Below are 22,443 nucleotides of genomic sequence, written 5' to 3'. Positions count from 1 at the left end.
GCTGATCAATTTTAATTGATCATGATTAAACTTATCAAGGTAGGGAATATCCCATGGCTTCCTTAACGCGAATTAGGGTTTGGTTAGCTACCACTTCGGCTTTTTCTCGACCGTTTTTTAACACCGATTCTAAATAGCTTCTATCATCCATCACCGCTTTATATTTTGCTTGGATGGGTTTCAGGCTTTCAATCAGAGTTTCTGTGAATAAAGGTTTAAATTGACCCCATCCCATATCCTCAGCTTCTGCTGCGACTTCTGCTTTGGTTTTACCCGCTAAAATTCCATAGAGCATTAATAGATTATGACATTCTGGACGGTCTGGATCATCAAAGGTTAAACCGCGAACTGCATCGGTTTTACAGCGTTTAATTTTTTTAGTAATCGTATCAGGATCATCTAATAAATTAATCCGACTTAATTCTGAGGGATCGGATTTTGACATTTTGCGAGTACCATCGCTGAGACTCATTACCCGCGCACCTTCGGGACGAATTAAAGGATCAGGTAATTTTAATAGGGTTTTTCCTTTTCCAAATAAATGATTAAACCTGACTGCTAAATCTCTGGTTAATTCCAGATGTTGTTTTTGATCTTCCCCAACGGGGACTTTATCCGCATTATAGAGTAAAATATCCGCCGCCATTAATACGGGATAATCGAGTAAACCCACACTCACATTTTCCCCTTGTTTAATTGCTTTTTCCTTGAACTGAATCATGTCTTCTAGCCAATTCATTGGGGTAATACAATTCAGTAGCCAGGTGAGTTCAGTATGGGCGGAAATATGGGACTGAACAAAAATTGTAGAATATTCTAAATCAATGCCACAGGCTAAATAAAGAGCCGCAATGGTGTAGGTATCGGTTGCTAAGGTCGCAGGATTATGGGGGACGGTAATGGCGTGTAAATCAACGACACAGAAGAAGTTATCGTATTGCGCTTGATGGTCTACCCAGTTGCGAATTGCACCCAGGTAGTTCCCCAAATGTAGGTTTCCGGTCGGTTGTACTCCAGATAGAACTCGCTGTTTACCCATAAGATGATATTAACTGAACTTAATACTCTATCTTGGCACGAATGGGATAATATGGTTGAAAAATTGAAGCATCGTGTGTTTCTGCTTTTAGAGACGAAGGAACACCTACACCCGTTAGGTCGATTTTTTAAATATTTTTTAATCTTTTTAATTACTTTAAATACTCTGGTGGTTTGCATTGAATCGATAGATGAAATGTTTAAAATTTATAAAACGATTTTAAACTCATTTAATCAGTTTTCCTTGGGAGTTTTTACCTTAGAATATATATTAAGGGTTTGGTCATGTACGATCCTTAAAAAATATAGTCATCCGGTTTGGGGAAGGCTAAAATATATGTTAACTCCCCTAGCAATTATTGATTTAATTGCTTTTTTACCCTTCTATTTTTATTTTGATCCTGGCAATTTTCAAGAGATGAAACTCTTGCAATTGACTCGCTTTTTACAAATTTTAAAATTAGGTCGTTATTCCCAGGTAACTCAAATTTTAAATCAAGTAATTTATCTGCGAAAAAAGGAATTAGTCTTAACATTAAATGTGGTATTTTTTTTGTTGATATTTTCGGGGAATTTAATTTATTTTGCCGAACATGAAGCACAACCGGATAAATTTCCCCATATTCCGGCGTCAATGTGGTGGGCGGTAATTACCTTAACAACGGTGGGTTATGGAGATGTTTATCCTATTACTCCCCTGGGAAGATTATTAGGGGGTATTTTAGCGTTATTAGGAATTGGACTTATTGCCTTACCTGCGGGGATTATTGCATCGGGTTTTACTGAAGTTATTGCTCGGAATAAACAAGCTAATCAAACCCTTTATCCTAAAATTTGTCCCCATTGTGGTAAAAATATTGATCAACCTCTGGAAAATTCCACGGATCTTGATAATTAATTGATTTTGCGGTTATGATTGAAAAGGTTTAATCTAATTTTGCTAAAATAAAGGGAATTTAATCATGGGACTAGAACGTAAACTATTTAGAGGAATGTTTGAACAAACAGAAACGGTCGAATTGAGACAAATCTGTTTTACTCCCAGTCGCATTTTTGAACCCGGACATTATATTGCTGGAGAGTTACCCGATATTGCTTTTGATCTGGGTTTAGTGGATAAATTACCCCCAGTTCGTGGCAAAAGTGCCGAAATTAGTCAACCCTATCCTGATGATATTCAACATGATCAATGATGCTTATGCTTGGATTGAAAAAGCACTCCATACGATTCATAAAGCGGACTGGTATCGTTCAGTTCAAACTGTCGAAAGTCAACCCGGATCTACTCTGATGATAGAGGGTAAATCCTTAATTAATTTTGCCAGTAATGATTATTTGGGATTGACCGGAGATCAACGATTAATTGATGCAGCGATCGCAGCTACCCAACAATTCGGTACCGGAGTAACAGGTTCTCGATTATTAACTGGACATCGCCAACTCCATCGAGATTTGGAATTAGCGATCGCTGCTTTTAAACAAACTGAAGATGCTTTGGTTTTTAGTTCCGGTTATTTAGCTAATATTGGCACAATTGCGGCTTTAGTCGGACAACGGGATTTGATTTTATCCGATGAATATAATCATTCTAGCCTTAAAAATGGGGCGAAAATGAGTGGGGCGACGGTGTTAGAATATCAACACAATCACCCAGAACATTTGAGAAAAATATTAGAAGAACATCGTCTTCCCCACCGCAAAGCACTGATTATTACCGATAGTGTATTTAGCATGGATGGGGATTTATGTCCCCTACATGATTTACTCGATTTAGGGGAAGAATTTTCCTGTATGGTATTAGTAGATGAAGCCCATGGTACAGGAGTTTTTGGTAAAAATGGCGCCGGATGTGTAGACCATTTTAACTGTACGGGAGAGCCTTTAATTCAGATGGGAACTCTTAGTAAAGCCCTGGGAAGTTTGGGGGGTTATGTAGCAGGTTCGGCGGAATTAATTGACTTTTTAAGAAATCGCGCTTCTAGTTGGATTTATACGACTGGATTAAGTCCTGCGGACACCGCCGCCGCCTTAGCAGCGATTAATATTGTCCAAACCGAACCCCAACGCCGGGAACAGTTATGGCAAAATGTGAAAACCTTAGAAACCCTATTTCAAGATCAGAAAAAAATATCTAACTTACAGATTTCCCACTCCCTTTCACCGATTTTTTGTATTCCGATTAAAGATGCAGCCACGGTATTAACCCTAAAACATCAACTCAAAGAACAAGGAATTTTTGCCGCCGCGATTCGTCCCCCAACTGTCAATACCAGTCGGATTCGGATTTCCTTAATGGCAACTCACACCCCCATGCAGTTGCAAACATTGGTTCAAGTTTTAACCGATATAATTTTTGAAGGAAACACCAAGGCACAAAGACACCAAGAGGTATAATAAAGGAATATTAAACCTTAATCTTGTTTATCAAGTCAAATTACTTTTTATTACCCCCCCATTCCCCATCAATGATTTAAGAGAATTACGCACATTAACACAAATTAAAATCCGTGAAATCCGTGAAATCCTCTTAAATCCGTGATCCCAATTACCCATTTTCTATATCAATGAAAAACATTCTTCTATTTACGGGTTTAACAGTTAGTTTAATTGCCACTCTATCATCCTGTGCGAATAGTCCCACGGGGGAAGCTATCGGAAATTCTCTAAAAGCCGATCCTCAGTTGGAAACCAATGCCCCTCCGCCTGAACCAATAATAACACCCACTCAAACCCCTGAACCCATACTTCCTGCGGTTGAACTTCCGGCTGATTTTCCCTCAGAAATTCCGCCCTATCCTAATGCCAGTTTACGAGAGGTTATGCCTTCAACCACCGATAAAACGGCTGTCATTACCCTCTGGGAAACGGGTGATCCGAGTAATGCTGTTCAGAGTTTCTATAAAAAAGAATTAGAAACAAAAAGCTGGAAAATTATCAATAATTCAGATAATGAAAATAGCAATAATCTGAATGCTCAGAAAGATAATTTAAAAGTTACTATTGCTCAACAATCTAATCCTAAACCAGACGGAAAAACCTATTTTCAAATTCGTTATCAACCCATTCCGGTTGCTGCGGTAATATCTCCATCTCCTACGCCTAAACCTACCGTAAGTCCTAATCCCGAAACACCAGAAAATAATGCTATTTCTCAGGAGTTAACTTCCTTTATTGCTGATATCGCAAAATTGGGTATTTTTAAAGCCCCCAATTCCCAAGAAACCGGAATTTTACCCGACCCAAATGGTACGATTACTCGCAGTCAATACGCCCGTTGGCTGGTGGAAGTGAATAATAAATTATATGCCGAGAACCCAGCCAAAAAAATTCGGTTAGCCACGGAAAATAATCAACCAATTTTTACAGATGTTCCCAAAACCCATCCGAATTTTGCTGAAATTCAAGGATTAGCAGAAGCTGGTTTAATTTCAAGTCCGTTATCTGGAGATAATACAATAACAAAATTTCGTCCAGATTCTCCCTTAACCCGGGAGGATTTAATTGCCTGGAAAGTTCCCTTAGATACTCGACAGTCTTTACCAAAAGCTAATATTGATGCAGTTAAAGAAAGATGGGGTTTTAAAGATACCTCTAAAATTGATCCTGGGGCTTTACCTGCTATTTTAGAAGACTATAATAATGCGGATAATTCTAATATTCGTCGGGTTTTTGGGTATACAACTTTATTCCAACCGAAAAAAACTGTGACTCGCGCACAAGCCGCAGCTACCCTTTGGTATTTTGGATTTCAAGGGGAAGGAATTTCGGCTAATGAAGTATTAAATAACCCTAATCCTAATCCAAATCCAACACCAAATTAAGGGGAGGAAAAGCTGATGATTCAGGAATTAGCAGATTTAAAAGCAAGTCTTTTAGAAGGACGATATCAGGATGCGTTAACCCTTGTTGAACAATTGGATGGCATGAGCAGACAGGCTAAAATTGATGCCATTGAATCACAGTTAGTCAGAATGTTGATTCACTTAGTTAAAAATCAATTAGAACAGCGATTAACAAATTCTTGGGCGGCATCTATTCGCGGAGCTTTAGTTGAAATTAAAAGATTGAATTTGCAAGACAATAGAATATCTACTTATATCAAGCAGAATGAATGGCAATCTTTGATGGAAGATGCTTTAGAATCAGCAATTAGTGATGCTTCCGTAGAGGTTTTCCAGGGAAATTGTACCCCCTTTCAGTTATCGGAAATGGTCGATAGGGAGGCTGTGATTTCAGTGGGTGATAGTTTAATTAATTTAACCTATCGTTTTTCTAAAAAGGAGTTACCAAATATTGTTAACCAGGCGTTAATTCAATTACCAGGGGGAATAGCTTGGGGGACAGGGAATTAGAGAAGATTGCGCTTAAGCGCAACAACGGGGTTTTGATAAGTTTTACTGATGTTTTTTGCAAAAATGTTTTGTTTTTTAAAGGATTATCAGGGAATCTTGATATTTTATTGAAAATTACTCTCAAATAGTTGACGGAATCATGGGGGTTCTGGTATAGTTAAGGAAATACCTCTCAAGGGTTTACTGTGTCTAAAGCCTAAAACAGAAGCTAGGACTCCTATTCTATCGTCAAATATCTTGATTTCCTGACACAATTAAGGAAAGATGATGCACCAATTTTAGGCTAAAAACCACAAGCTCAAAATAGGTATCTTGACAAAAAGCACATTTTGTGCAACAGACTCCAAAAATGGAGTTTCCCCTTCTCCTTCTTCGTGTCTTAGTGTCTTTGTGGTTTTTTAAAACCCTAATGTCCAAGCAATTTATCGCGTAACTGTTTAATCCGATCTCGCAACTTAGCTGCTTCTTCAAATTCCAACTGTTTCGCCGCCGTCTTCATTTGAGTTTCTAATTGGATGATTAAATCGGGAATACTTTCCAAGGGAAACTCCTCAAAGGTTTCTATCTGTTTCGCTGTGGTTTGAGCATTTAACCGTCGAGATACATCCAAAAATTCTAAAATAGAATTACTATATTTTTTAATAATTTGTTGGGGAATAATCCCATGTTTTTGATTGTATTTCCGTTGAATCTCCCGCCGTCGGTTAGTTTCATCAATTGCCTTAATCATACTTTTGGTTAAATTATCCCCATATAAAATCGCCTGTCCTCGGATATTCCGCGCTGCTCGTCCGATAGTTTGAATTAGTGAGCGATGCGATCGCAAAAACCCCTCTTTATCTGCATCTAAAATAGCCACCAAAGACACCTGGGGTAAATCCAAGCCTTCCCGTAATAAATTCACCCCAATTAAGACATCAAACTCTCGATTTTGTAATCCTTGAATAATCTCTATCCTTTGAATAGACTGGATTTCTGAATGCAGATATCTAACCTTAACTCCCCTTTCTTGCAAATATTCGGTTAAATCTTCCGCCATTCTTTTGGTTAAGGTCGTAATCAAAACCCGCTCATCTCTGATAACTCGTTCTTGAATTTCCCCATATAAATCATCCACCTGTCCTGAAGTGGGACGGACAAAAACTTCTGGGTCAATTACTCCCGTCGGACGGATAATTTGTTCCACCACTTGACCTTGAGATTGCTCAATTTCCCAATCTCCCGGCGTCGCGGAAACAAAAATACACTGATTCACTGTTTGCCAAAATTCTTCCGCTTTTAACGGACGATTATCCGCCGCACTAGGTAAACGAAATCCATGATCAATTAAGACTTTTTTCCGCGCTTGATCGCCATTATACATTCCCCGAATTTGAGGCACACTGACATGAGATTCATCCACAACTAATAACCAATCATTGGGAAAATAATTAATTAAACATTCTGGAGGTTCTCCCGCTTGTCTACCAGCTAACTGACGAGAATAGTTTTCCACCCCATTACAATATCCCACCTCCCGCAACATTTCCAAATCATAACGGGTGCGTTGGGATAACCGTTGTGCTTCTAATAGTTTACTTTGACTTTCTAGTGCTGTTACCTGTTGTTTTAATTCCTGCTCTATGTCATCACAAGCTGTTTCTAAACGGTCTTCTGGAGTAACAAAATGTCGGGCGGGATAAATATTTAAACAGTCTAAACTTTGCAAAACTTCCCCCGTCACCGGGTCTGTATAACGAATTGCTTCAATTTCATCCCCAAAAAATTCCACTCTAATAATTCGATCTTCATAAGCGGGGCCAATTTCTAAAACATCTCCTTTCACCCGAAACCTTCCCCTAGTTAACTCAACATCATTGCGGGTATATTGTACCGATACTAATTCCCGTAATAATTCCCGTTGATCAACTTCTTCTCCCACCTGCAAAGAAATAGCAGCTTTTAAATATTCGGCTGGCATTCCTAACCCGTAAATGCAACTAATGGAAGCGACAACAATCACATCTCGCCGTTCAAATAATGAGCGGGTAGCGGAATGGCGTAGCATATCAATTTCTTCATTAATTGATGAGGTTTTTTCAATATAAGTATCTGTAACAGGAAGATAGGCTTCCGGTTGATAATAGTCGTAATAACTGATAAAATATTCGACAGCATTCTCAGGAAAAAATGACCGAAATTCGTTACATAATTGGGCGGCGAGGGTTTTGTTATGGGCTAAAACTAGGGTCGGACGTCCGATTTTTTCGATTACCGAGGCGATGGTAAAGGTTTTTCCGGTTCCCGTTGCCCCCAATAGGGTGCTGAAGGGTTGCCCGTTTTGAATATTATCGGTAAGTTGGGCGATCGCCTGGGGCTGGTCTCCCTGGGGTTGAAAGGGGGCATGAAGTTTAAAGGGTTTCATTGCCAAACTTGATTAAGGATTCAACTAGAATAGCAGCAGGATATCATAGACGGGCGACTGTTAACTGGTGTATGCTAATTTTTATTAAGTTTTGTGGCTTGCTGAGAGGACATTATGGATTCGCCGATTCTAGTCTCGATTAAACCTTGGCTGAATTTTTTTCATCCGGTGTTGATGTGGATTTTGTTAGGATTATCTATTTATGCGATGTATTTGGGGGTACAAATTCGTCGTACCCGGGAAGCGGACGGAGACACCAAAAAAGAGTTAATTAAGGGAAAATTCAATATTAAACATCACCAAATTGGCTCAGTTTTGCTGGCTTTAATGGTGTTAGGAAGTATTGGTGGCATGGGTGTGACTTATATTAACAACGGGAAACTGTTTGTTGGCCCCCACTTATTGGCGGGACTGGGAATGACCGGAATGATTGCGATTTCTGCTTCCTTAACTCCCTATATGCAAAAAGGAGTTAATTGGGCGAGATATAGTCATATTACCCTGAATACTATCATCCTGGGACTGTTTGCTTGGCAAGCTATTACCGGAGTCGAAATCGTCCAACGAATTATTAGTAAAATGTGATCCCGGAGGGAATAGGAAATAGGCTGTTACTCTCAACAATTGGGTTAAGTCAGGTGTAAGAAATTAAGAATTATCCCATTTAATGAGAGTACAGCTTAACCCGAAAGTAATTGAATAAAATTAAACACTTACTATGATTCAAATAAAGGTTAAAAACTTCTAAATTTAAAGTGATTAATTTTGATTATTTCCCAATACTAACTATAGAAAATAATATGATTTTAATTGTGGGATATGGGAACCCCATTCGAGGGGATGATGGGATTGGTCAAGCGGTAATTACTGAATTGGAACAGTTGAATTTAATGAATGTGCGATCGCTTTCTCTGCATCAACTCACCCCGGAAGTTGCAGCAGAAATGGCTGAAGTGGATACAGTAATTTTTGTCGATGCGAGTTTAGAAGGGAAGACGGTTAATATTACCTCCTTAGAACCTTTACCCTCAGATTTATTTAATTGGGGACATTCTTTAAATCCGCGATCGCTTTTATCCTTAACCCAATTTCTCTATCAAAAGCAACCCCAATCATGGTTAATTGCTATTCCTGGCGAAAATTTTGAACTCTCTGAAAGCCTTTCGCAAAAAGCTCAACAAGGCATCCAAGAGGCTTTAAGAATTATTAAAACTTTTATCAATAAAACCTAAAAATAAGTTATAATTAAAACCAACCGTAGTGAGTCCTTCAGGACTCAAAAAAAACCCTAAAGAGGTTACTACAAATAATTATGCACGAAGTTAGTATTATGGAACAAACCCTAGAGATTGCCTTAAACCATGCTAAACAACAAGGGGCAACTCAAATTCATTGGCTTAAAATGAAAGTAGGGGCTCTATCGGGAGTTATCCCAGAGGCGTTAGAATTTGCCTTTGATGTGGTGGCGAAAGGAACAATGGCAGAAACCGCTATTTTTGAAATCGATTCAATTTCTGTTCGCTGTTATTGTCATAATTGTCAGGTTGAATTTCAGCCGGACGATTATATTTATGAATGTCCCCATTGTCATCAATATAGCCTTGATATTCTTCAGGGAAAAGAGTTAGAATTAACATCTTTAGAGGTTTCTTGATTATGTGTACAAATTGCGGTTGCGCTGTTACCCCTGGAACAATTGAAATCCATAGTCATGATCATCACGACCATCTCCACACCCATGATCATCACCATGATCAACATTCTGATCATGAACATCCCCATCAAACCTTAACAATTCACGAAGCTATTCTCTCTAAAAATGAACGATTAGCAGAACGAAATCGAGGCTTTTTTTGGGGTAAAGGACTATTTGTTTTAAACGTTTTATCCTCCCCTGGTTCGGGAAAAACCGCTTTTATTGAACGGGCTCTAACTGATATTAATTCCTATCTTCCTGGGGCTGTAATTGTTGGAGATTTAGCCACCGATAATGATGCTCAAAGACTCAGACGGTCGGGGGCGCAAGTGGTTCAAATTACCACCGGAAATGTTTGTCATTTGGAAGCGGATATGATCGCTAAAGCCCTTTCTGAAATTAACTTAGATTCAGTCAAATTATTAATTATTGAAAATGTCGGAAATTTAGTCTGTCCGGCGGCCTATGACTTAGGAGAAAATCAACGAATTGCTTTACTTTCCGTCACGGAAGGGGAAGATAAACCCTTGAAATATCCGACATTATTTAAAACTGCTGATGTGGTAATTATTAATAAAATTGATATTGCGGAAGTCGTGGGTTTTGATCGAGAATTAGCCTTAAATAATATTAAAAAAATTGTTCCCCAAGCTCGAATTTTTGAAGTTTCTGCTAAAACAGGTGTTGGGATGAATGAATGGTATCAATTTTTAGAGCAACAGATTTTAGAATTAAAGATTAATTAGCTATTTACACTGGAGAGACAGAGAAACCGAGTTTCTTGAAGAAATCCAGTTTCTCTAGTCAAAGTCCAATTTAAGCCGCTTGTCGTTCTTCCTGATCAAAACCATGTAGAATTGGTTCAGGGCCGAATTTAGAAGTAACTCTGAGTAAACGGGGAATTTCAAAACTATTATAAACCCGAAACTCACTTTTAATAGTAGCTTCAGCAGTTCTAACGGCTTGGTTTAATACCAAAGAACCATCGGGGTCTGATACAGAACGATGGAACGTTCCGGGGGGAATCCTTAAAATGTGACGGTTAGCATCTAATCTAACAATATGATAGGGATTTTTCCAAGTAAAATTAACTAAATAAAAAGTACGTCCCCCACTCACTGCTAACAAATTATCTTCTTGATGGGGATGAAGATAAAATTGCCAATATCCAGTTTCGGTGTTATTCGGGCTAATAGCTGGCCCCTCATGGAATACTAAATCGCGGGCGTTAGAATTGGCAATGGTAATATCAAAAAAACGAACACTGGGAGTATCGCGGAATTTATGAAAGGGGATTAATTCAAACATACAGATTTTATTTAAGTTATTCGTTTTTGTTGTCCGTTGTCCCTAGCTTAGTCACACTTCTTCAAACAATCAAAACCTATTGAGCATAGTTTCTATGCGGAAACCGAATAGATAGGTCGGGAAGGAGAGGGGGAATTTTTAAGGTAAGATGTAGTGAGTCCTTTAGGACTCTCTCAGAAAGCCATGAAGGGCTTACTACGGTTTGTAGTGAGTCCTTTAGGACTCTCTCAGAAAGCCATGAAGGGCTTACTACGGTTTGGAATTGGAGGAAGTCCGACGGTTTATACTCGTCCCTTAGCTCGACTCATTGAGCAATTACAGCATTTACCCGGTGTGGGGCCAAAAACTGCCCAACGCCTAGCGCTGCATATTATTAAGCGTCCTGATGAAGATGTGCAAGCCTTAGCCCAGGCGTTATTGGATGCTAAACAGCAAGTCGGTTTTTGTCAGGTTTGTTTCCATCTTTCGGCTGAACCCGTTTGTGATATTTGTCGCAACCCTCAACGCGACCCCGATACAATTTGTGTGGTTTCCGACTCCCGGGATGTCATCGCTTTAGAAAAAACCCGGGAATATAAGGGTAAATATCATGTTTTGGGTGGGGTAATTTCTCCTATGGATGGGGTTGGCCCCGAACAATTAACCATTCAACCCCTAGTGCGTCGGGTGAGTCAACAACAAATTAAAGAAGTGATTATTGCTATTAGTCCCAGTGTTGAGGGGGAAACCACGACTTTATATATCGGTCAACTATTAAGACCTTTTACGAGAGTAACTAGAATTGCCTTTGGTTTACCCATGGGAGGCGAGTTAGAATATGCCGATGAAATTACCTTAGCCCGAGCATTAGAAGGGCGGCGGGAGTTGGATTAAAGAATACCCACCCGCAGAGTTTCTTGATTTAGACTTGGGTTTTACCAAAAAACCTTAATTATTCATCGCGTCAGCTTCTTGTTGAGCTTGTTCTTGATTGCGACGATATAATGCAGCCCGATTTTGGGCGGTAGCATAGCGTTCAAAATCGGGAGAAACTACTTCCATAGAATCGGCGGCTTGCTGCCATTTCTGGGCTATTTCTAACCATTCTTGACGGGTATCAGCAAATTTTCCCTCGGCGGCGGCTTCTTCTGCGATTTTTACTCCGCGACTAAATTGTTGGGCTGAAGATAAAGTTTCTGGCGGTTGAGGAGAAGATTCTATATCATTTTGTGGCTGAGATTGTAGGGATTCTAATAATTGAAATTGTAAGGCATTATACAGAAGAAATCCCATTAATATTAATACTACAGTAACAGCAATAGCCCAAATTAAATTTTGTTGTATTTGACTAGATTTGGGTTGATTAGATAAGGATTCAATGGCGGAATCTCTTGGATTTGAACCTGGAATTTTATAAAAAATATTAGGTTTTTTAAGAATAATTTCTTCCGACCATAATAGTTGATTTTCAGGATCTTGAGTAATATCCTCTAACCAGAGTAATTGCTTTTCTTGTCGGATACGACTATTAATATGAACTCGACGAATATTATGGGGTGAAATTGATTCTAAAATCCCACGAACTTTACTAACAACTATTGATTTTTCTAAGGATTCAGCATTCTTCGCTTCACACAGCAATTGCAAGATATTATTGATATAAATAGCCCGATTAGTTACCCCTAAATCAGTCATTTCTTGATTAAGAATTTCAATGATAGCTGCAATACGGCCTTTGTGAGCTTGTTTATTGATGTCATTCATAGAATTTGACATTTTTAACTCGATAATCCGGTTTTTTCTTGAAAAATATAAAGGGGATTTAGAAGTTATCCCCTATCTATTGAATCATCTTTTATTTCTGAATAAATTCTCCTAATTTACGAGTAATGGTTTCAATCAGTTGTGCTTTTGACGGGGTGTAATCGAAGGGGGATGCGGAACTTCCATTAACCTAACCTGTGAATATTTCCCCCTAATTATGTCATATAGAAGGAAACAGGGATCACGGATTTAAGAGGATTTCACGGATTTCACGGATTTTAATCTGTGTTAATCTGCGTAATCTTCTTAAATCCGTGATAGGTAATGGGAAAGAAAAGATTTCATCACCTTTGTGTGACGGCTATAAATTGTGGTAGGGACAACCTAACCAACCTTCAAAGTTTCGTTTTTGTTGGGGGGTGGGTTGGGCTACGGAAATAATTTTGTAATGATTAGGACGGGGATAGGTTAAGGTAACTTGACAAGTTCGCAACAAATCTTGATGAAAAAATGTTAATTCTATTATATCCCCAGGTTTGTAATCTTTTAAACGTTCATGGAATTGGTCGGAGGTTACTTTAAATCCATTTAAAGCTAAAAGTTCATCATTAATATCTAATCCGGCGGTTTCGGCGGGACTATCCGTTTCTACAAATTTGATGATTTCTTTGCCTTTTTCCGATGCAACTTTACAACCCAAATAGGGGGTTTCATCGGTGGTTTCTGCAATTAATTGTAAACCAAAGGGTTCTAAATATTCATTATAGGGAAGTTCGGTAATTCCATACAAATATTGTTGGAAAAAATCGCTTAAAGATGTTTCCGCAACGGACTCTATAATCTGTTCTAATTGTTCGGGAGTAAAGCCAATTTCCGGTTGACCAAATTCTTTCCACATTTGGCGCATTACATCATCCAAAGAACGGGAATTTCCATGTTTACTTCTAATCAATAAATCCAGTAAAAATGAAACTAATTCTCCTTTTAAATAATAGGAAATTTGGTTATTATCACTATGGGATTCTCGCCGATAAAGTTTAATCCAAGTATCCCAACTCGATTCACTTAATGGTTGAACTAACCGCCCGGGAATGGTTTGTAAGCGAGTAATTTCTTTAGAAATAGCATGAAAAAAGCCTTTAACATCAAAAATTCCCGCCCGATAGGGAATTACCATATCATAATAACTGGTTGTTCCTTCGGAAAACCACAGGGAAGGAGTATAATTTTCCTGTTCATAATCAAACACTTCTAATGCTTTCGGACGAATGCGTTTAACGTTCCATAAATGGAAAAATTCATGGGCGACTAACTGCATAAATCTATTATATTTATCGGGGCTACGGAAGCCAAATCGAGAATAAATTAAAGAGCAAGATTCTTTATGTTCTAAGCCTCCAAAACCATGATTAGAAAGATGTAATAAAAACAAATAGCGTTCGTAGGGGAGTCCGCCAAATAATTCCGATTCTATGGCGATAACTTTTTGGAAATCCGTAATTAACCTTTCAGGATTAAGATTTCCTTCGCCCCAAATAGCTAATTGATGGGATTTTCCCTCGATTTCAAATTCATATAAACGATGGGTTCCAATTTCAAAGGGACTATCAACTAAGGTATCAAAATCAGGAGCATAAAACGTATTAGGTTGATGGGAAACCGGGGGTAAAGTGGTGCTAACTATCCAATTTTTAGGGGGTTCTATGGTGACTTGAATTGATTGTTGTTTATATTCTGGTACATATAAAAACAAAGCCGCCCCATTAAAATAACCATGGGAACTATCTAAATGATTGGTTCTTACACTTAATTCATTCGCAAAAATTCGATAATCAACTGTGATTTCTGTGGCGGAATTAGTTGTAATTCGCCAATGATTTTTACTAATTTTTTGCCAATTTAAAGGGCTTCCATCCTGGTCACGAACAGCAAAATCCTGTAAATGTCGGGAATATTCCCGCACTAAATAGGAGCCCGGAGTCCAAACGGGCATTTTTAAATCTAATACGGAGGATGAAATAATATCTTTTTGAATCCGTAAGGTGACTTCAAATAAATGGGATTCTGGTTTGGGGATAGCTACCCAATACTGTAAGCTAGGAATAATTGTAGCTTGATAATCAGGACGGGTTTGAGTTGCTTCAGTCATGATTTTTATAGATAAAAAAAATTGTTAATAAACAATAATTTTCCCCTCCGTCAAAGAGAAGGGAAAATTAACAACGCTGAATTTTAGCGTTGAATATTTGGGATTTATTGGCTAGAAAGATGGTTTAAATGTTTGAGATTGAGTAAATGAATCATTTGTTTTTCTTCATCAATATTCATCCATCCTTTACTCATAATTTTATCCATAATTTTAGTTGTTTCTTCTAAAGAAATATCCGTAACATCCGCTAAATCTTGGAAAGGAATATTAAAAATATCCGCCCCTTTTTCCGTGGGCTGACCGTAATTTTCAGCTAATTCTACCAAGGTATTGGCGAGTTTAACCGCCGGAGGTCGGTGACGAATTTGATACCGTTGGTTGGTTTGACGCAAACGACGCACCATCAACTGCAACATTCTATGGTGAAGTTGGGGATCTTTAAACAGCGTCTGGATAAAGCGTTGAGCCGAAACACTAATTAACCGCACCGAAGATAGGGCGATCACATCATTGGCCCGGGGAGATTCATCTAAAATCGCCATTTCTCCAAAGAAATCTCCTCGCCCCAAAATGGCTAATGTGACAACTTCATCCCCCGATAACCGTCGGACTTTCACCCATCCAGAAACGACAAAATAAACTGCATTTCCCCAAGCATCCTCCATGACCACCGCCCTATCAGCCGGATATTCATGTTTGACAGCAACGGATAACAGCCATTCTAATGTTTCAGGATTGGCCCCTTTGAATAGTGGAAAAAGCTCGCTAAAAGCTTCAGTTTGCATGAGAATTTGCTACGTTTTTTAATTAGTAGATTACCGATCTACTATGATGAATATTACCAAAATATCTCATAAATTGATCTAGTTGCAAATAGAAAAACGGGTTAACCCCGATAAATTCAGGTTAACCCGCAAGCTTGGGAACGCTTAGACCAACTATTTTTGGACAACCAATTTCACGTTGGCGTTTTGCAGACCGCGCTGTTTAACATCAGCTAAGGTCTTATTAACGGCGTATTTTTGATTAATAGAGTTGATCAGTTCGGTTTGGTTATGTTTTTTAGCCACACCCCACAGATCAGCAATTAAATCGAAAGTACCATCGCTGTTGCGAGACCAACCGAGGTCATATTCGCCTTCAAGGACTGCAACCAAGTCGGCACGAACCCGTTGGCCATTATAGCCACGAACATCAGCATTAGTTTTAGTGCTAATACCAATATCACTCAGAGAAGCTTTCAGGATTTCAGAATCGGCGATTTTAGTACGCAGTGTGCTAAAGTGAGACATTTCGGTATCCTCCGTGAACTGAAAACGAAACAACAACGGTTTGGTTAGAATCAATGCCGTCTTTATAAGAGGGGACGGCTTTTTTTGGTTTTGGGAACTGCTAGTCGGTTTTGGGGACTAGCCTTAACTCCTATTTGGACTAGGAGTAAGCCTTTAGAACTCCATGCGCTGATATTCAGCGACGGACGACGCAGCCGGACGTGCACGCTGTCTTGCCCAATCTCGTAGTGCTGTGACCTGTTCGTTCATGGTCTTGGACAAGGGCATCGTGGACTTAATCGCGGCAATGATATCAAGCTGCGTAAACTCGCGGTCTTGAGCAAAGGCTTCGTACATCGAAGCGATTACGGCCTGCTCAATTTCTGCTCCAGAAAAGCCTTCGGAAACCTTAGACAGTTGTTCTATGTCGAAGCGTTCGATTTCCGGGCGGCGTTTGGACAGATGAATTTTAAAAATATCTTGGCGTTCTTCTTGGGTTGGTAGATCCACAAAGAAGATTTCATCAAATCGACCTTTTCTGAGGAACTCCCCAGGTAGGCGTTCGACGCGGTTGGCCGTTGCCATGACAAATACAGGAGAGCTTTTTTCCTGCATCCAGGTCAGGAATGATCCAAAGATCCGGCTTGAGGTTCCACCATCGGAGTCTGCTGATCCGCCACTACCCGCAAAGGATTTATCTAATTCGTCGATAAATAAAATCACGGGGGAGATTGATTCGGCCGTCTTTAAGGCGTTTCTGAGGTTGGCTTCGGAACGACCTACCATAGAACCGTCATAGACCCGACCCATATCTAACCGGAGTAAGGGTAATCCCCATAACCGAGAGGTGGTTTTAGCAATTAGGGACTTTCCGCATCCGGGTATCCCTAAAATTAACATCCCCTTGGGTTGAGGTAGACCATATTCCCTTGCTCTTTCGGTGAAGGCGTTGGAACGTTGGTGTAACCAGCGTTTCAGTTCTTCTAAACCGCCTACGGAATCTATGGTTTCATCGACATCAATGTATTCTAAAATGCCATTGCGTCGAATTAGTTGTTTCTTTTCGGTGAGAACAACATTCACTTCTTCTTCCGTCAGACGTCCGGCGGTGACTTGGGCTTTGCGGTAGACTTTTTCGGCCTCATCCTGGGTTAAGCCTAAAGCTGCTTTGAGCAGTTTTTCTCGTCCTTCGGTGGTTAAACGTCGAGACCGAGCTTGTTCCAGTTGGGAGGTTAAGACTAAATTCAGTTCTTTCATATCGGGTAGAGCGAAGTCCAGAACCACAACTTCTTTCTCTAGCTCGATAGGAATGGATTGGATCGGCGACATTAAGATGATGGTCTTATTTGTGCCTTTGAAACTGGCGATCGCATCCCGCAAACACCGGGTCACTTCAGGGGAATCCTTGAAGGGATGCAAATCCTTAAATATATAGATACTTCCGCTTACGTTAGGCTCTTTGTGCCGAATCGCCCACTCAATCGCCGCTTGTGGAGAGACTGTGTTAGATTGAACCGCCGTTCTGGTCTGATCGTATTTGACTAAACCGCGAGTGACTGTCCACACATAAACCTCTCTCTGGCGCTTGGCTTGTGCGATTTTAGCTATAGCCTGCTCAGACCGCTCTTCCTCGGAAGTAACGAGGTAGATCAGAGGATATCGGGCTTCAATTAAGATACTGAGTTCTTCTTGCATAGTCCTCGATCCAATAGAGACGGTTTAACGTTTACAGAATTTGCTAGTCCTAACTTTAGATCAAGCTAGGGATTGAGCAGGGAACCAGTTTTTCCTCTCCTGATTGGGCTGTGCTAGATTCCATCTCTCTCACAGACCCGACTGGTAGTTCGTCATCGGATAGGATGCTGGGTTGCTCTCTCAGGGAGGTCAATTCCCCTTCCTTGAGGATGATGGAACTGGAACAGTCTGGACAGGAGTAAACCCGATGGGCTTGTCCATAGGATGCCTCCACTTCATCGACTAACTCGGAATTGTTCAGGTAAAAAACAATCGCCCGTTCAGCAATGGATGACATCGGCTCTGATTCAACTGCCGCTTTTATTTTTAATTTGCGATGCAGTTCTGGCGGAATATAGAGAGTGACTTTTTGCTTATTTTGCATAAGACTGTGAACTTGTGTACCCGGGTATGTGTCTCAAGATAACGAACCTTTTTCAAGATGTCAAGACGTTATGCCTCTATGACGGCATTTTTGTAATATTTCGTTACATTGTGTGGGTAGGCGGTTGAATAGCGGTTGACTAGCGATCGCATTATCCCCTCGTTTCTAGGTTCTACCTAGAAATGCTATTGATGGAGGCTCCGCCTCCTATGATTATTTGAGGCAGAGCCTCAAGATTAGGATTCCAATGCAGAGCATTGGAACCAGAGGAATCTCCGAGAGATTTCCCCTCGTTTCTAGGTTCTACCTAGAAATGCTATTGATGGAGGCTCCGCCTCCTATGATTATTTGAGGCAGAGCCTCAAGATTAGGATTCCAATGCAGAGCATTGGAACCAGAGAAAGTCTTTTACCCATTACCCATTCCCTGCTATATATAGATAGTTGAGTAACTTTGTTGCTGATCATGAACAATAACCAAAGACAACCGAGAGAAGCATTAAATAAAGCATTTCTGAAAGTCAAAGTCAGCCGCAGTGATATTGAAAAATTCAAGGCTAACTTGATTAATCTCCTCGAACACATCAACGATAAGGAGTCGGAAGAATTTCATAAAAATCTCATGGCTGATTTCCTGAAAAATACCTATTATAGTCCTAATTATTTTATTAATACCAAAGAACGCAACGATCTAGTTATTCACAATCAAAAAGATTCTAAAAGCAGTGTAGGTATTATTCTCGAAGTCAAGAAACCCAAAAATAAAGCGGAAATGGTTAAGGTTGAAAACCTGAATGCCAAAGCATTGCAAGAGTTAGTTTTATATTTTTTGAGAGAACGAATTACCAATAATAACCTAGAAATTAAACATTTAATTGCTACTAATATTAATGAATGGTTTATTTTTGATGCTCAGACTTTTGAGAAATACTTTTGTGAAAATAAACAATTAATTCAACAATTTGAAGATTTTGCCGCCGGACGCTTAACGGGTAAAACTACCGATTTTTTCTATAAAGAAATTGCTAAACCTGCCATTGAAAAGATTAAAAATGAACTACAATTCACTTATTTTAATATTCAAGACTATGAAGCATTTGTTAGAGATGATAACCCCGAAAATGATGAAAAACTGATCGCTTTATTTAAGTTACTTTCCCCGCAACATTTATTAAAATTACCGACTGCTAATGATAGTAATACCCTGGATAAAGGCTTTTATAGTGAATTACTCTATCTTATCGGTCTAACGGAAACCAAAGAAAAGAATAAAAAACTGATCAAACGTCAACCCGAAGCACAAAGAAATCCAGCTTCACTGCTAGAAAATGCTATTTTACAACTCGATAGTTTAGATAAAATTTCCCGACTGGAAAAACCCGAACAATTTGGAGAAACTGCACCCGACCAGGTTTTTAATGTTGCTTTAGAGCTATCAATTACTTGGATAAACCGGATTTTATTCTTAAAATTATTAGAATCTCAATTAATAACTTATCATAAAGGCGATCGCAATTTTGCCTTTCTCAATTTAGATAAAATTCATAATTTTGATGATTTAGATCGGTTATTTTTCCAAGTATTAGCGGTTAAATCTAGTGAGAGAAAATCGGATGTAAAAAAGATTTTTGCTAATGTTCCCTATCTGAATAGTTCCCTATTTGAACCCACCGAACTCGAACATCACACCCTAGTTATTAGTAACCTGAGAGCCGAAAAACTACCGATTTTATCATCAACAGTCTTAAAAGATCCTAACGGAAATAAACGCACCGGAGAACTCAATACCCTACAATATTTATTTGAGTTTCTTGATGCTTATGATTTTAGTAGCGAAGGTTTAGAAGGTATTCAAGAAGAACAGAAAACCCTGATTAATGCTTCGGTTTTAGGACTAATTTTCGAGAAAATTAACGGTTATAAAGATGGGTCATATTTTACCCCTGGTTTTATTACCATGTATATGTGTCGGGAAACTTTACGGAAAGCAGTTGTCCAGAAATTCAATGATATTAAAGGTTGGAATTGTCAAACTCTTGATGATTTATATGATAAAATAGAAGATAGAAACGAAGCAAATCAAATTATTAATAGTCTCAAAATTTGTGATCCGGCGGTGGGTTCAGGACATTTTTTAGTGTCTGCGTTGAATGAAATAATTGCAATTAAAAATGATCTGAATATTCTACAGGATAAAAACGGGAGACGATTAAAAGAATATCAAGTTATTGTAGAAAATGATGAATTAATCATCACCGATGAAGATCATCAACCGTTTAGCTATACCCCGAAAAACCCAGAAAGTCAACGCATCCAAGAAACCCTATTTCATGAAAAGCAAACAATTATCGAAAATTGTTTATTAGGTGTGGATATTAACCCCAACTCGGTTAAAATTTGTCGGTTACGGTTATGGATAGAATTATTAAAAAATGCCTATTATAAACCGGAGAGTAATTACACGGAATTGGAAACTCTACCGAATATTGATATTAATATTAAATGCGGTAACTCTTTAATTAGTCGTTTTCCCTTAGATGCGGATTTAAAACCAGCGTTAAAGAAAAGTGGGATTGATATTGAAACCTATCAAAACGCTGTCCAGACCTATCGCCATGCGGAGAATAAACAGCAAAAGCGGGATATGGAAAGGTTAATTAATAGTATTAAAAGTAATTTCAAAACCACACTTCAAGGAGTTGACCCCAAGAAAACGAAGTTAAGACAGTTAGAGGGGGAAGTTTATAATTTAGAGAATCAACTTTCGCTATTTGAGGAAACTAAAACCGAACAAAAAGCGCGGGAGAAAAAAATTATTAAGTTGAATAATGAGATTGATAAGTTAAGGGTGGAAATTGAGGAAATCGAAAGTGGTAAAATTTATGAAAATGCGTTTGAATGGCGGTTTGAGTTTCCTGAAGTTTTGGATGATGATGCTAATTTTATTGGTTTTGATGTTGTGATTGGAAATCCTCCTTATATTCGACAAGAAGAAATTAAAACCCAAAAACCATATTTACAGACTCATTTTAGAACCTATTCGGGAACTGCTGACTTGTATGTATTTTTTGTAGAAAAGGCGTTTGAAATATTAAGAGGATTTGGGAACTTCTGCTATATTATGCCTAATAAGTGGATGCAAACAGGTTATGGGAAAGCATTAAGAATCTTATTTTTAGAAAATCAACTCCAGGGAATTATTGATTTTGGTTATCTACAAGTATTTGAAGAAGCAACTACTTATCCTTGTATTCTTAATGCTTCAAAACAAAGCAATAATGCTGATTTTATTTCTGCTGCTGTGAAAACACTTAATTATCATAATGGATTTAGCTCATATATAGAAAGTATCTCTAATCAAATAACAGTTGAAGCCTTAAATGATGAAACTTGGGTAATTTCTTCTGATGGTGATCAAAAATTACTTTCAACAATAAAAAGTAAATGTGTTTTATTAGCTGAATATGTTGATAACAAGTCATTTCGAGGAATTGTAACAGGTTTAACAGAAGCATTTTTGATTGACAATTCCAAAAAGATAGAGTTAATATCTCAAAATCTTAAATACAAGAAAGTTATTAAATCAATATTACAAGGACGAGATGTTGGAAAATATTTGACTCCAAATGCTGAGAAACATCTTCTATTCATACCTTGGCATTTCCCTTTGCAAGATGATGTAAATATAAAAGGAGCATCTGTTGAAGCTGAATTAATGTTTAAGCAAGAATATCCTAGTATCTATAATCATTTGCTAGGTTACAAAGAAAAACTTGAAAAAAGAAATTTAACAGAAACAGGTGTACGATATGAATGGTATGCAATGCAGAGATACGCTTCAGATTATTACCAAGAATTTGAAAAACCTAAAATCATGTATCAAAAATTTCAGGTAAAACCATGCTTTATTTATGATGAGCAAGGGCTTTACTGTAATGATTCTATGTGGATTATTTCAAAAGAAGATAAAGTTTTATTGGCGATTCTTAATTCAAAAATGGGTTGGTGGCTGATTTCAAAATACTGTACAGCTATTCAAAATGGATATCAATTGATCTGGAAATATTTTGGACAAATCCCAATTCCTAACATAACTAAAGAACAAGGTAAACCTATTATTTCACTTGTTGATGAAATCCTCACCGCCAAACAATCTAACCCCAATGCAGATACAATAATATTAGAACAACAAATCGATCAACTGGTTTATGAATTATATGGATTAACAGAAGCAGAAATTAAAATAGTTGAGGGTAAAACCTAAAAAAGATTATCCACTCTCCCTAATTTTCCCTTGATAATCTTCATTTCTTAGTGTCTTAGTGTCTTTGTGTTTCCTTCTTTGTACTTTCTTTAACCCGTAT

Annotated in this window: 20 protein-coding genes; 11 read left to right on the top strand and 9 right to left on the bottom strand. The window is 38.4% G+C overall.

Annotated elements, in window-relative coordinates; genetic code table 11:
• Positions 1 to 34: 34 nt before the first annotated feature.
• Positions 35 to 1,039: a tryptophan--tRNA ligase gene (gene trpS / locus NMG86_RS12810; protein WP_026797788.1), complete on the bottom strand. Its 1,005-nt coding sequence runs from the start codon at positions 1,037 to 1,039 to the stop codon at positions 35 to 37.
• Positions 1,040 to 1,042: 3 nt separating this feature from the next.
• Between trpS and NMG86_RS12805 the strand changes: the two genes are divergently transcribed.
• The 5 genes from NMG86_RS12805 (at position 1,043) to NMG86_RS12785 (ending at position 5,390) form a co-directional block, all read left to right on the top strand.
• Positions 1,043 to 1,936: an ion transporter gene (locus tag NMG86_RS12805; RefSeq protein WP_202806755.1), complete on the top strand. Its 894-nt coding sequence runs from the start codon at positions 1,043 to 1,045 to the stop codon at positions 1,934 to 1,936.
• Positions 1,937 to 2,000: 64 nt separating this feature from the next.
• A complete protein-coding gene (locus NMG86_RS12800; RefSeq protein WP_026797786.1) occupies positions 2,001 to 2,231 on the top strand; it encodes a hypothetical protein in 231 nt (76 codons plus the stop codon).
• Positions 2,221 to 3,432 (top strand): 8-amino-7-oxononanoate synthase, encoded by a 1,212-nt coding sequence (gene bioF, locus NMG86_RS12795; protein ID WP_026797785.1) that lies wholly within the window; start codon positions 2,221 to 2,223, stop codon positions 3,430 to 3,432. The genes NMG86_RS12800 and bioF overlap by 11 nt, the downstream gene beginning before the upstream one ends.
• A 170-nt stretch (positions 3,433 to 3,602) precedes the next feature.
• Positions 3,603 to 4,859 (top strand): S-layer homology domain-containing protein, encoded by a 1,257-nt coding sequence (locus NMG86_RS12790; RefSeq protein ID WP_043938645.1) that lies wholly within the window; start codon positions 3,603 to 3,605, stop codon positions 4,857 to 4,859.
• 15 nt (positions 4,860 to 4,874) lie between these two features.
• Complete coding sequence (locus tag NMG86_RS12785; RefSeq protein WP_026786636.1) at positions 4,875 to 5,390, top strand: DUF29 family protein; 516 nt, start codon at positions 4,875 to 4,877, stop codon at positions 5,388 to 5,390.
• Between the two features lie 406 nt (positions 5,391 to 5,796).
• Here NMG86_RS12785 and uvrB read toward each other — a convergent pair whose 3' ends face one another.
• Entirely contained in the window at positions 5,797 to 7,794 is a 1,998-nt protein-coding gene (uvrB, locus tag NMG86_RS12780; protein WP_026797784.1) for an excinuclease ABC subunit UvrB, read from the bottom strand.
• A 114-nt stretch (positions 7,795 to 7,908) separates the two neighbouring features.
• Here uvrB and NMG86_RS12775 point away from each other — a divergent pair, with 114 nt between their 5' ends.
• The 4 genes from NMG86_RS12775 to hypB all read left to right on the top strand — a co-directional run bounded on the left by NMG86_RS12775 (position 7,909) and on the right by hypB (position 10,236).
• Entirely contained in the window at positions 7,909 to 8,379 is a 471-nt protein-coding gene (locus tag NMG86_RS12775) for a DUF4079 domain-containing protein (protein WP_026786638.1), read from the top strand.
• Between the two features lie 215 nt (positions 8,380 to 8,594).
• The gene (locus NMG86_RS12770) at positions 8,595 to 9,026 is read left to right on the top strand and encodes a hydrogenase maturation protease (protein WP_087882167.1); all 432 of its coding nucleotides are present in this window, start codon (positions 8,595 to 8,597) and stop codon (positions 9,024 to 9,026) included.
• 80 nt (positions 9,027 to 9,106) lie between these two features.
• On the top strand, positions 9,107 to 9,448 hold the full coding sequence (gene hypA / locus NMG86_RS12765) for a hydrogenase maturation nickel metallochaperone HypA (RefSeq protein WP_026786640.1): 342 nt from the start codon (positions 9,107 to 9,109) through the stop codon (positions 9,446 to 9,448).
• A gap of 2 nt (positions 9,449 to 9,450) precedes the next feature.
• Positions 9,451 to 10,236 carry a hydrogenase nickel incorporation protein HypB gene (hypB, locus tag NMG86_RS12760; RefSeq protein ID WP_026786641.1) on the top strand — a complete coding sequence of 262 codons (786 nt, stop codon included), beginning with the start codon at positions 9,451 to 9,453 and terminating at the stop codon, positions 10,234 to 10,236.
• Positions 10,237 to 10,306: 70 nt separating this feature from the next.
• On the opposite strand, the gene NMG86_RS12755 is transcribed toward hypB, so the two are convergent.
• The gene (locus tag NMG86_RS12755; protein WP_026786642.1) at positions 10,307 to 10,798 is read right to left on the bottom strand and encodes a hypothetical protein; all 492 of its coding nucleotides are present in this window, start codon (positions 10,796 to 10,798) and stop codon (positions 10,307 to 10,309) included.
• 237 nt (positions 10,799 to 11,035) lie between these two features.
• Between NMG86_RS12755 and recR the strand changes: the two genes are divergently transcribed.
• Positions 11,036 to 11,671, top strand: coding sequence for a recombination mediator RecR (recR, locus tag NMG86_RS12750; protein WP_043937471.1), 636 nt, complete (start codon positions 11,036 to 11,038; stop codon positions 11,669 to 11,671).
• Positions 11,672 to 11,725: 54 nt separating this feature from the next.
• On the opposite strand, the gene NMG86_RS12745 is transcribed toward recR, so the two are convergent.
• The 6 genes from NMG86_RS12745 to NMG86_RS12720 form a co-directional block, all read right to left on the bottom strand.
• Complete coding sequence (locus NMG86_RS12745) at positions 11,726 to 12,541, bottom strand: hypothetical protein (RefSeq protein ID WP_052338710.1); 816 nt, start codon at positions 12,539 to 12,541, stop codon at positions 11,726 to 11,728.
• Between the two features lie 361 nt (positions 12,542 to 12,902).
• A complete protein-coding gene (locus NMG86_RS12740; protein ID WP_026797782.1) occupies positions 12,903 to 14,690 on the bottom strand; it encodes a M61 family metallopeptidase in 1,788 nt (595 codons plus the stop codon).
• A 104-nt stretch (positions 14,691 to 14,794) separates the two neighbouring features.
• Positions 14,795 to 15,475, bottom strand: coding sequence for a Crp/Fnr family transcriptional regulator (locus tag NMG86_RS12735; protein WP_026786646.1), 681 nt, complete (start codon positions 15,473 to 15,475; stop codon positions 14,795 to 14,797).
• Positions 15,476 to 15,628: 153 nt separating this feature from the next.
• Positions 15,629 to 15,982, bottom strand: coding sequence for a DUF1257 domain-containing protein (locus tag NMG86_RS12730; protein ID WP_026786647.1), 354 nt, complete (start codon positions 15,980 to 15,982; stop codon positions 15,629 to 15,631).
• Positions 15,983 to 16,135: 153 nt separating this feature from the next.
• Entirely contained in the window at positions 16,136 to 17,656 is a 1,521-nt protein-coding gene (gene ycf46 / locus NMG86_RS12725; RefSeq protein ID WP_026786648.1) for a stress-responsive protein Ycf46, read from the bottom strand.
• A 55-nt stretch (positions 17,657 to 17,711) separates the two neighbouring features.
• Positions 17,712 to 18,080 carry a slr0373 family blue light stress response protein gene (locus NMG86_RS12720; RefSeq protein ID WP_026786649.1) on the bottom strand — a complete coding sequence of 123 codons (369 nt, stop codon included), beginning with the start codon at positions 18,078 to 18,080 and terminating at the stop codon, positions 17,712 to 17,714.
• A 465-nt stretch (positions 18,081 to 18,545) separates the two neighbouring features.
• On the opposite strand from NMG86_RS12720, the gene NMG86_RS12715 reads away from it, so the two are divergent.
• A complete protein-coding gene (locus NMG86_RS12715) occupies positions 18,546 to 22,343 on the top strand; it encodes a class I SAM-dependent DNA methyltransferase (RefSeq protein ID WP_026797781.1) in 3,798 nt (1,265 codons plus the stop codon).
• Positions 22,344 to 22,443: the final 100 nt, after the last annotated feature.

Source organism: Planktothrix rubescens CCAP 1459/22 (assembly GCA_904830895.1).
Taxonomy (GTDB): Bacteria; Cyanobacteriota; Cyanobacteriia; order Cyanobacteriales; family Microcoleaceae; genus Planktothrix; species Planktothrix agardhii.
Note: the sequence above shows the minus strand (reverse complement) of the source record. Positions and strands in the feature narration are given on the sequence as shown.

Bases quoted from the DNA above. Each gene is read 5' to 3' on its own strand.
- trpS (WP_026797788.1), bottom strand. From the start codon at position 1,039: ATGGGTAAACAGCGAGTTCTATCTGGAGTACAACCGACCGGAAACCTA.
- NMG86_RS12805 (WP_202806755.1), top strand. From the start codon at position 1,043: ATGATATTAACTGAACTTAATACTCTATCTTGGCACGAATGGGATAAT.
- NMG86_RS12800 (WP_026797786.1), top strand. From the start codon at position 2,001: ATGGGACTAGAACGTAAACTATTTAGAGGAATGTTTGAACAAACAGAA.
- bioF (WP_026797785.1), top strand. From the start codon at position 2,221: ATGATCAATGATGCTTATGCTTGGATTGAAAAAGCACTCCATACGATT.
- NMG86_RS12790 (WP_043938645.1), top strand. From the start codon at position 3,603: ATGAAAAACATTCTTCTATTTACGGGTTTAACAGTTAGTTTAATTGCC.
- NMG86_RS12785 (WP_026786636.1), top strand. From the start codon at position 4,875: ATGATTCAGGAATTAGCAGATTTAAAAGCAAGTCTTTTAGAAGGACGA.
- uvrB (WP_026797784.1), bottom strand. From the start codon at position 7,794: ATGAAACCCTTTAAACTTCATGCCCCCTTTCAACCCCAGGGAGACCAG.
- NMG86_RS12775 (WP_026786638.1), top strand. From the start codon at position 7,909: ATGGATTCGCCGATTCTAGTCTCGATTAAACCTTGGCTGAATTTTTTT.
- NMG86_RS12770 (WP_087882167.1), top strand. From the start codon at position 8,595: ATGATTTTAATTGTGGGATATGGGAACCCCATTCGAGGGGATGATGGG.
- hypA (WP_026786640.1), top strand. From the start codon at position 9,107: ATGCACGAAGTTAGTATTATGGAACAAACCCTAGAGATTGCCTTAAAC.
- hypB (WP_026786641.1), top strand. From the start codon at position 9,451: ATGTGTACAAATTGCGGTTGCGCTGTTACCCCTGGAACAATTGAAATC.
- NMG86_RS12755 (WP_026786642.1), bottom strand. From the start codon at position 10,798: ATGTTTGAATTAATCCCCTTTCATAAATTCCGCGATACTCCCAGTGTT.
- recR (WP_043937471.1), top strand. From the start codon at position 11,036: ATGAAGGGCTTACTACGGTTTGGAATTGGAGGAAGTCCGACGGTTTAT.
- NMG86_RS12745 (WP_052338710.1), bottom strand. From the start codon at position 12,541: ATGAATGACATCAATAAACAAGCTCACAAAGGCCGTATTGCAGCTATC.
- NMG86_RS12740 (WP_026797782.1), bottom strand. From the start codon at position 14,690: ATGACTGAAGCAACTCAAACCCGTCCTGATTATCAAGCTACAATTATT.
- NMG86_RS12735 (WP_026786646.1), bottom strand. From the start codon at position 15,475: ATGCAAACTGAAGCTTTTAGCGAGCTTTTTCCACTATTCAAAGGGGCC.
- NMG86_RS12730 (WP_026786647.1), bottom strand. From the start codon at position 15,982: ATGTCTCACTTTAGCACACTGCGTACTAAAATCGCCGATTCTGAAATC.
- ycf46 (WP_026786648.1), bottom strand. From the start codon at position 17,656: ATGCAAGAAGAACTCAGTATCTTAATTGAAGCCCGATATCCTCTGATC.
- NMG86_RS12720 (WP_026786649.1), bottom strand. From the start codon at position 18,080: ATGCAAAATAAGCAAAAAGTCACTCTCTATATTCCGCCAGAACTGCAT.
- NMG86_RS12715 (WP_026797781.1), top strand. From the start codon at position 18,546: ATGAACAATAACCAAAGACAACCGAGAGAAGCATTAAATAAAGCATTT.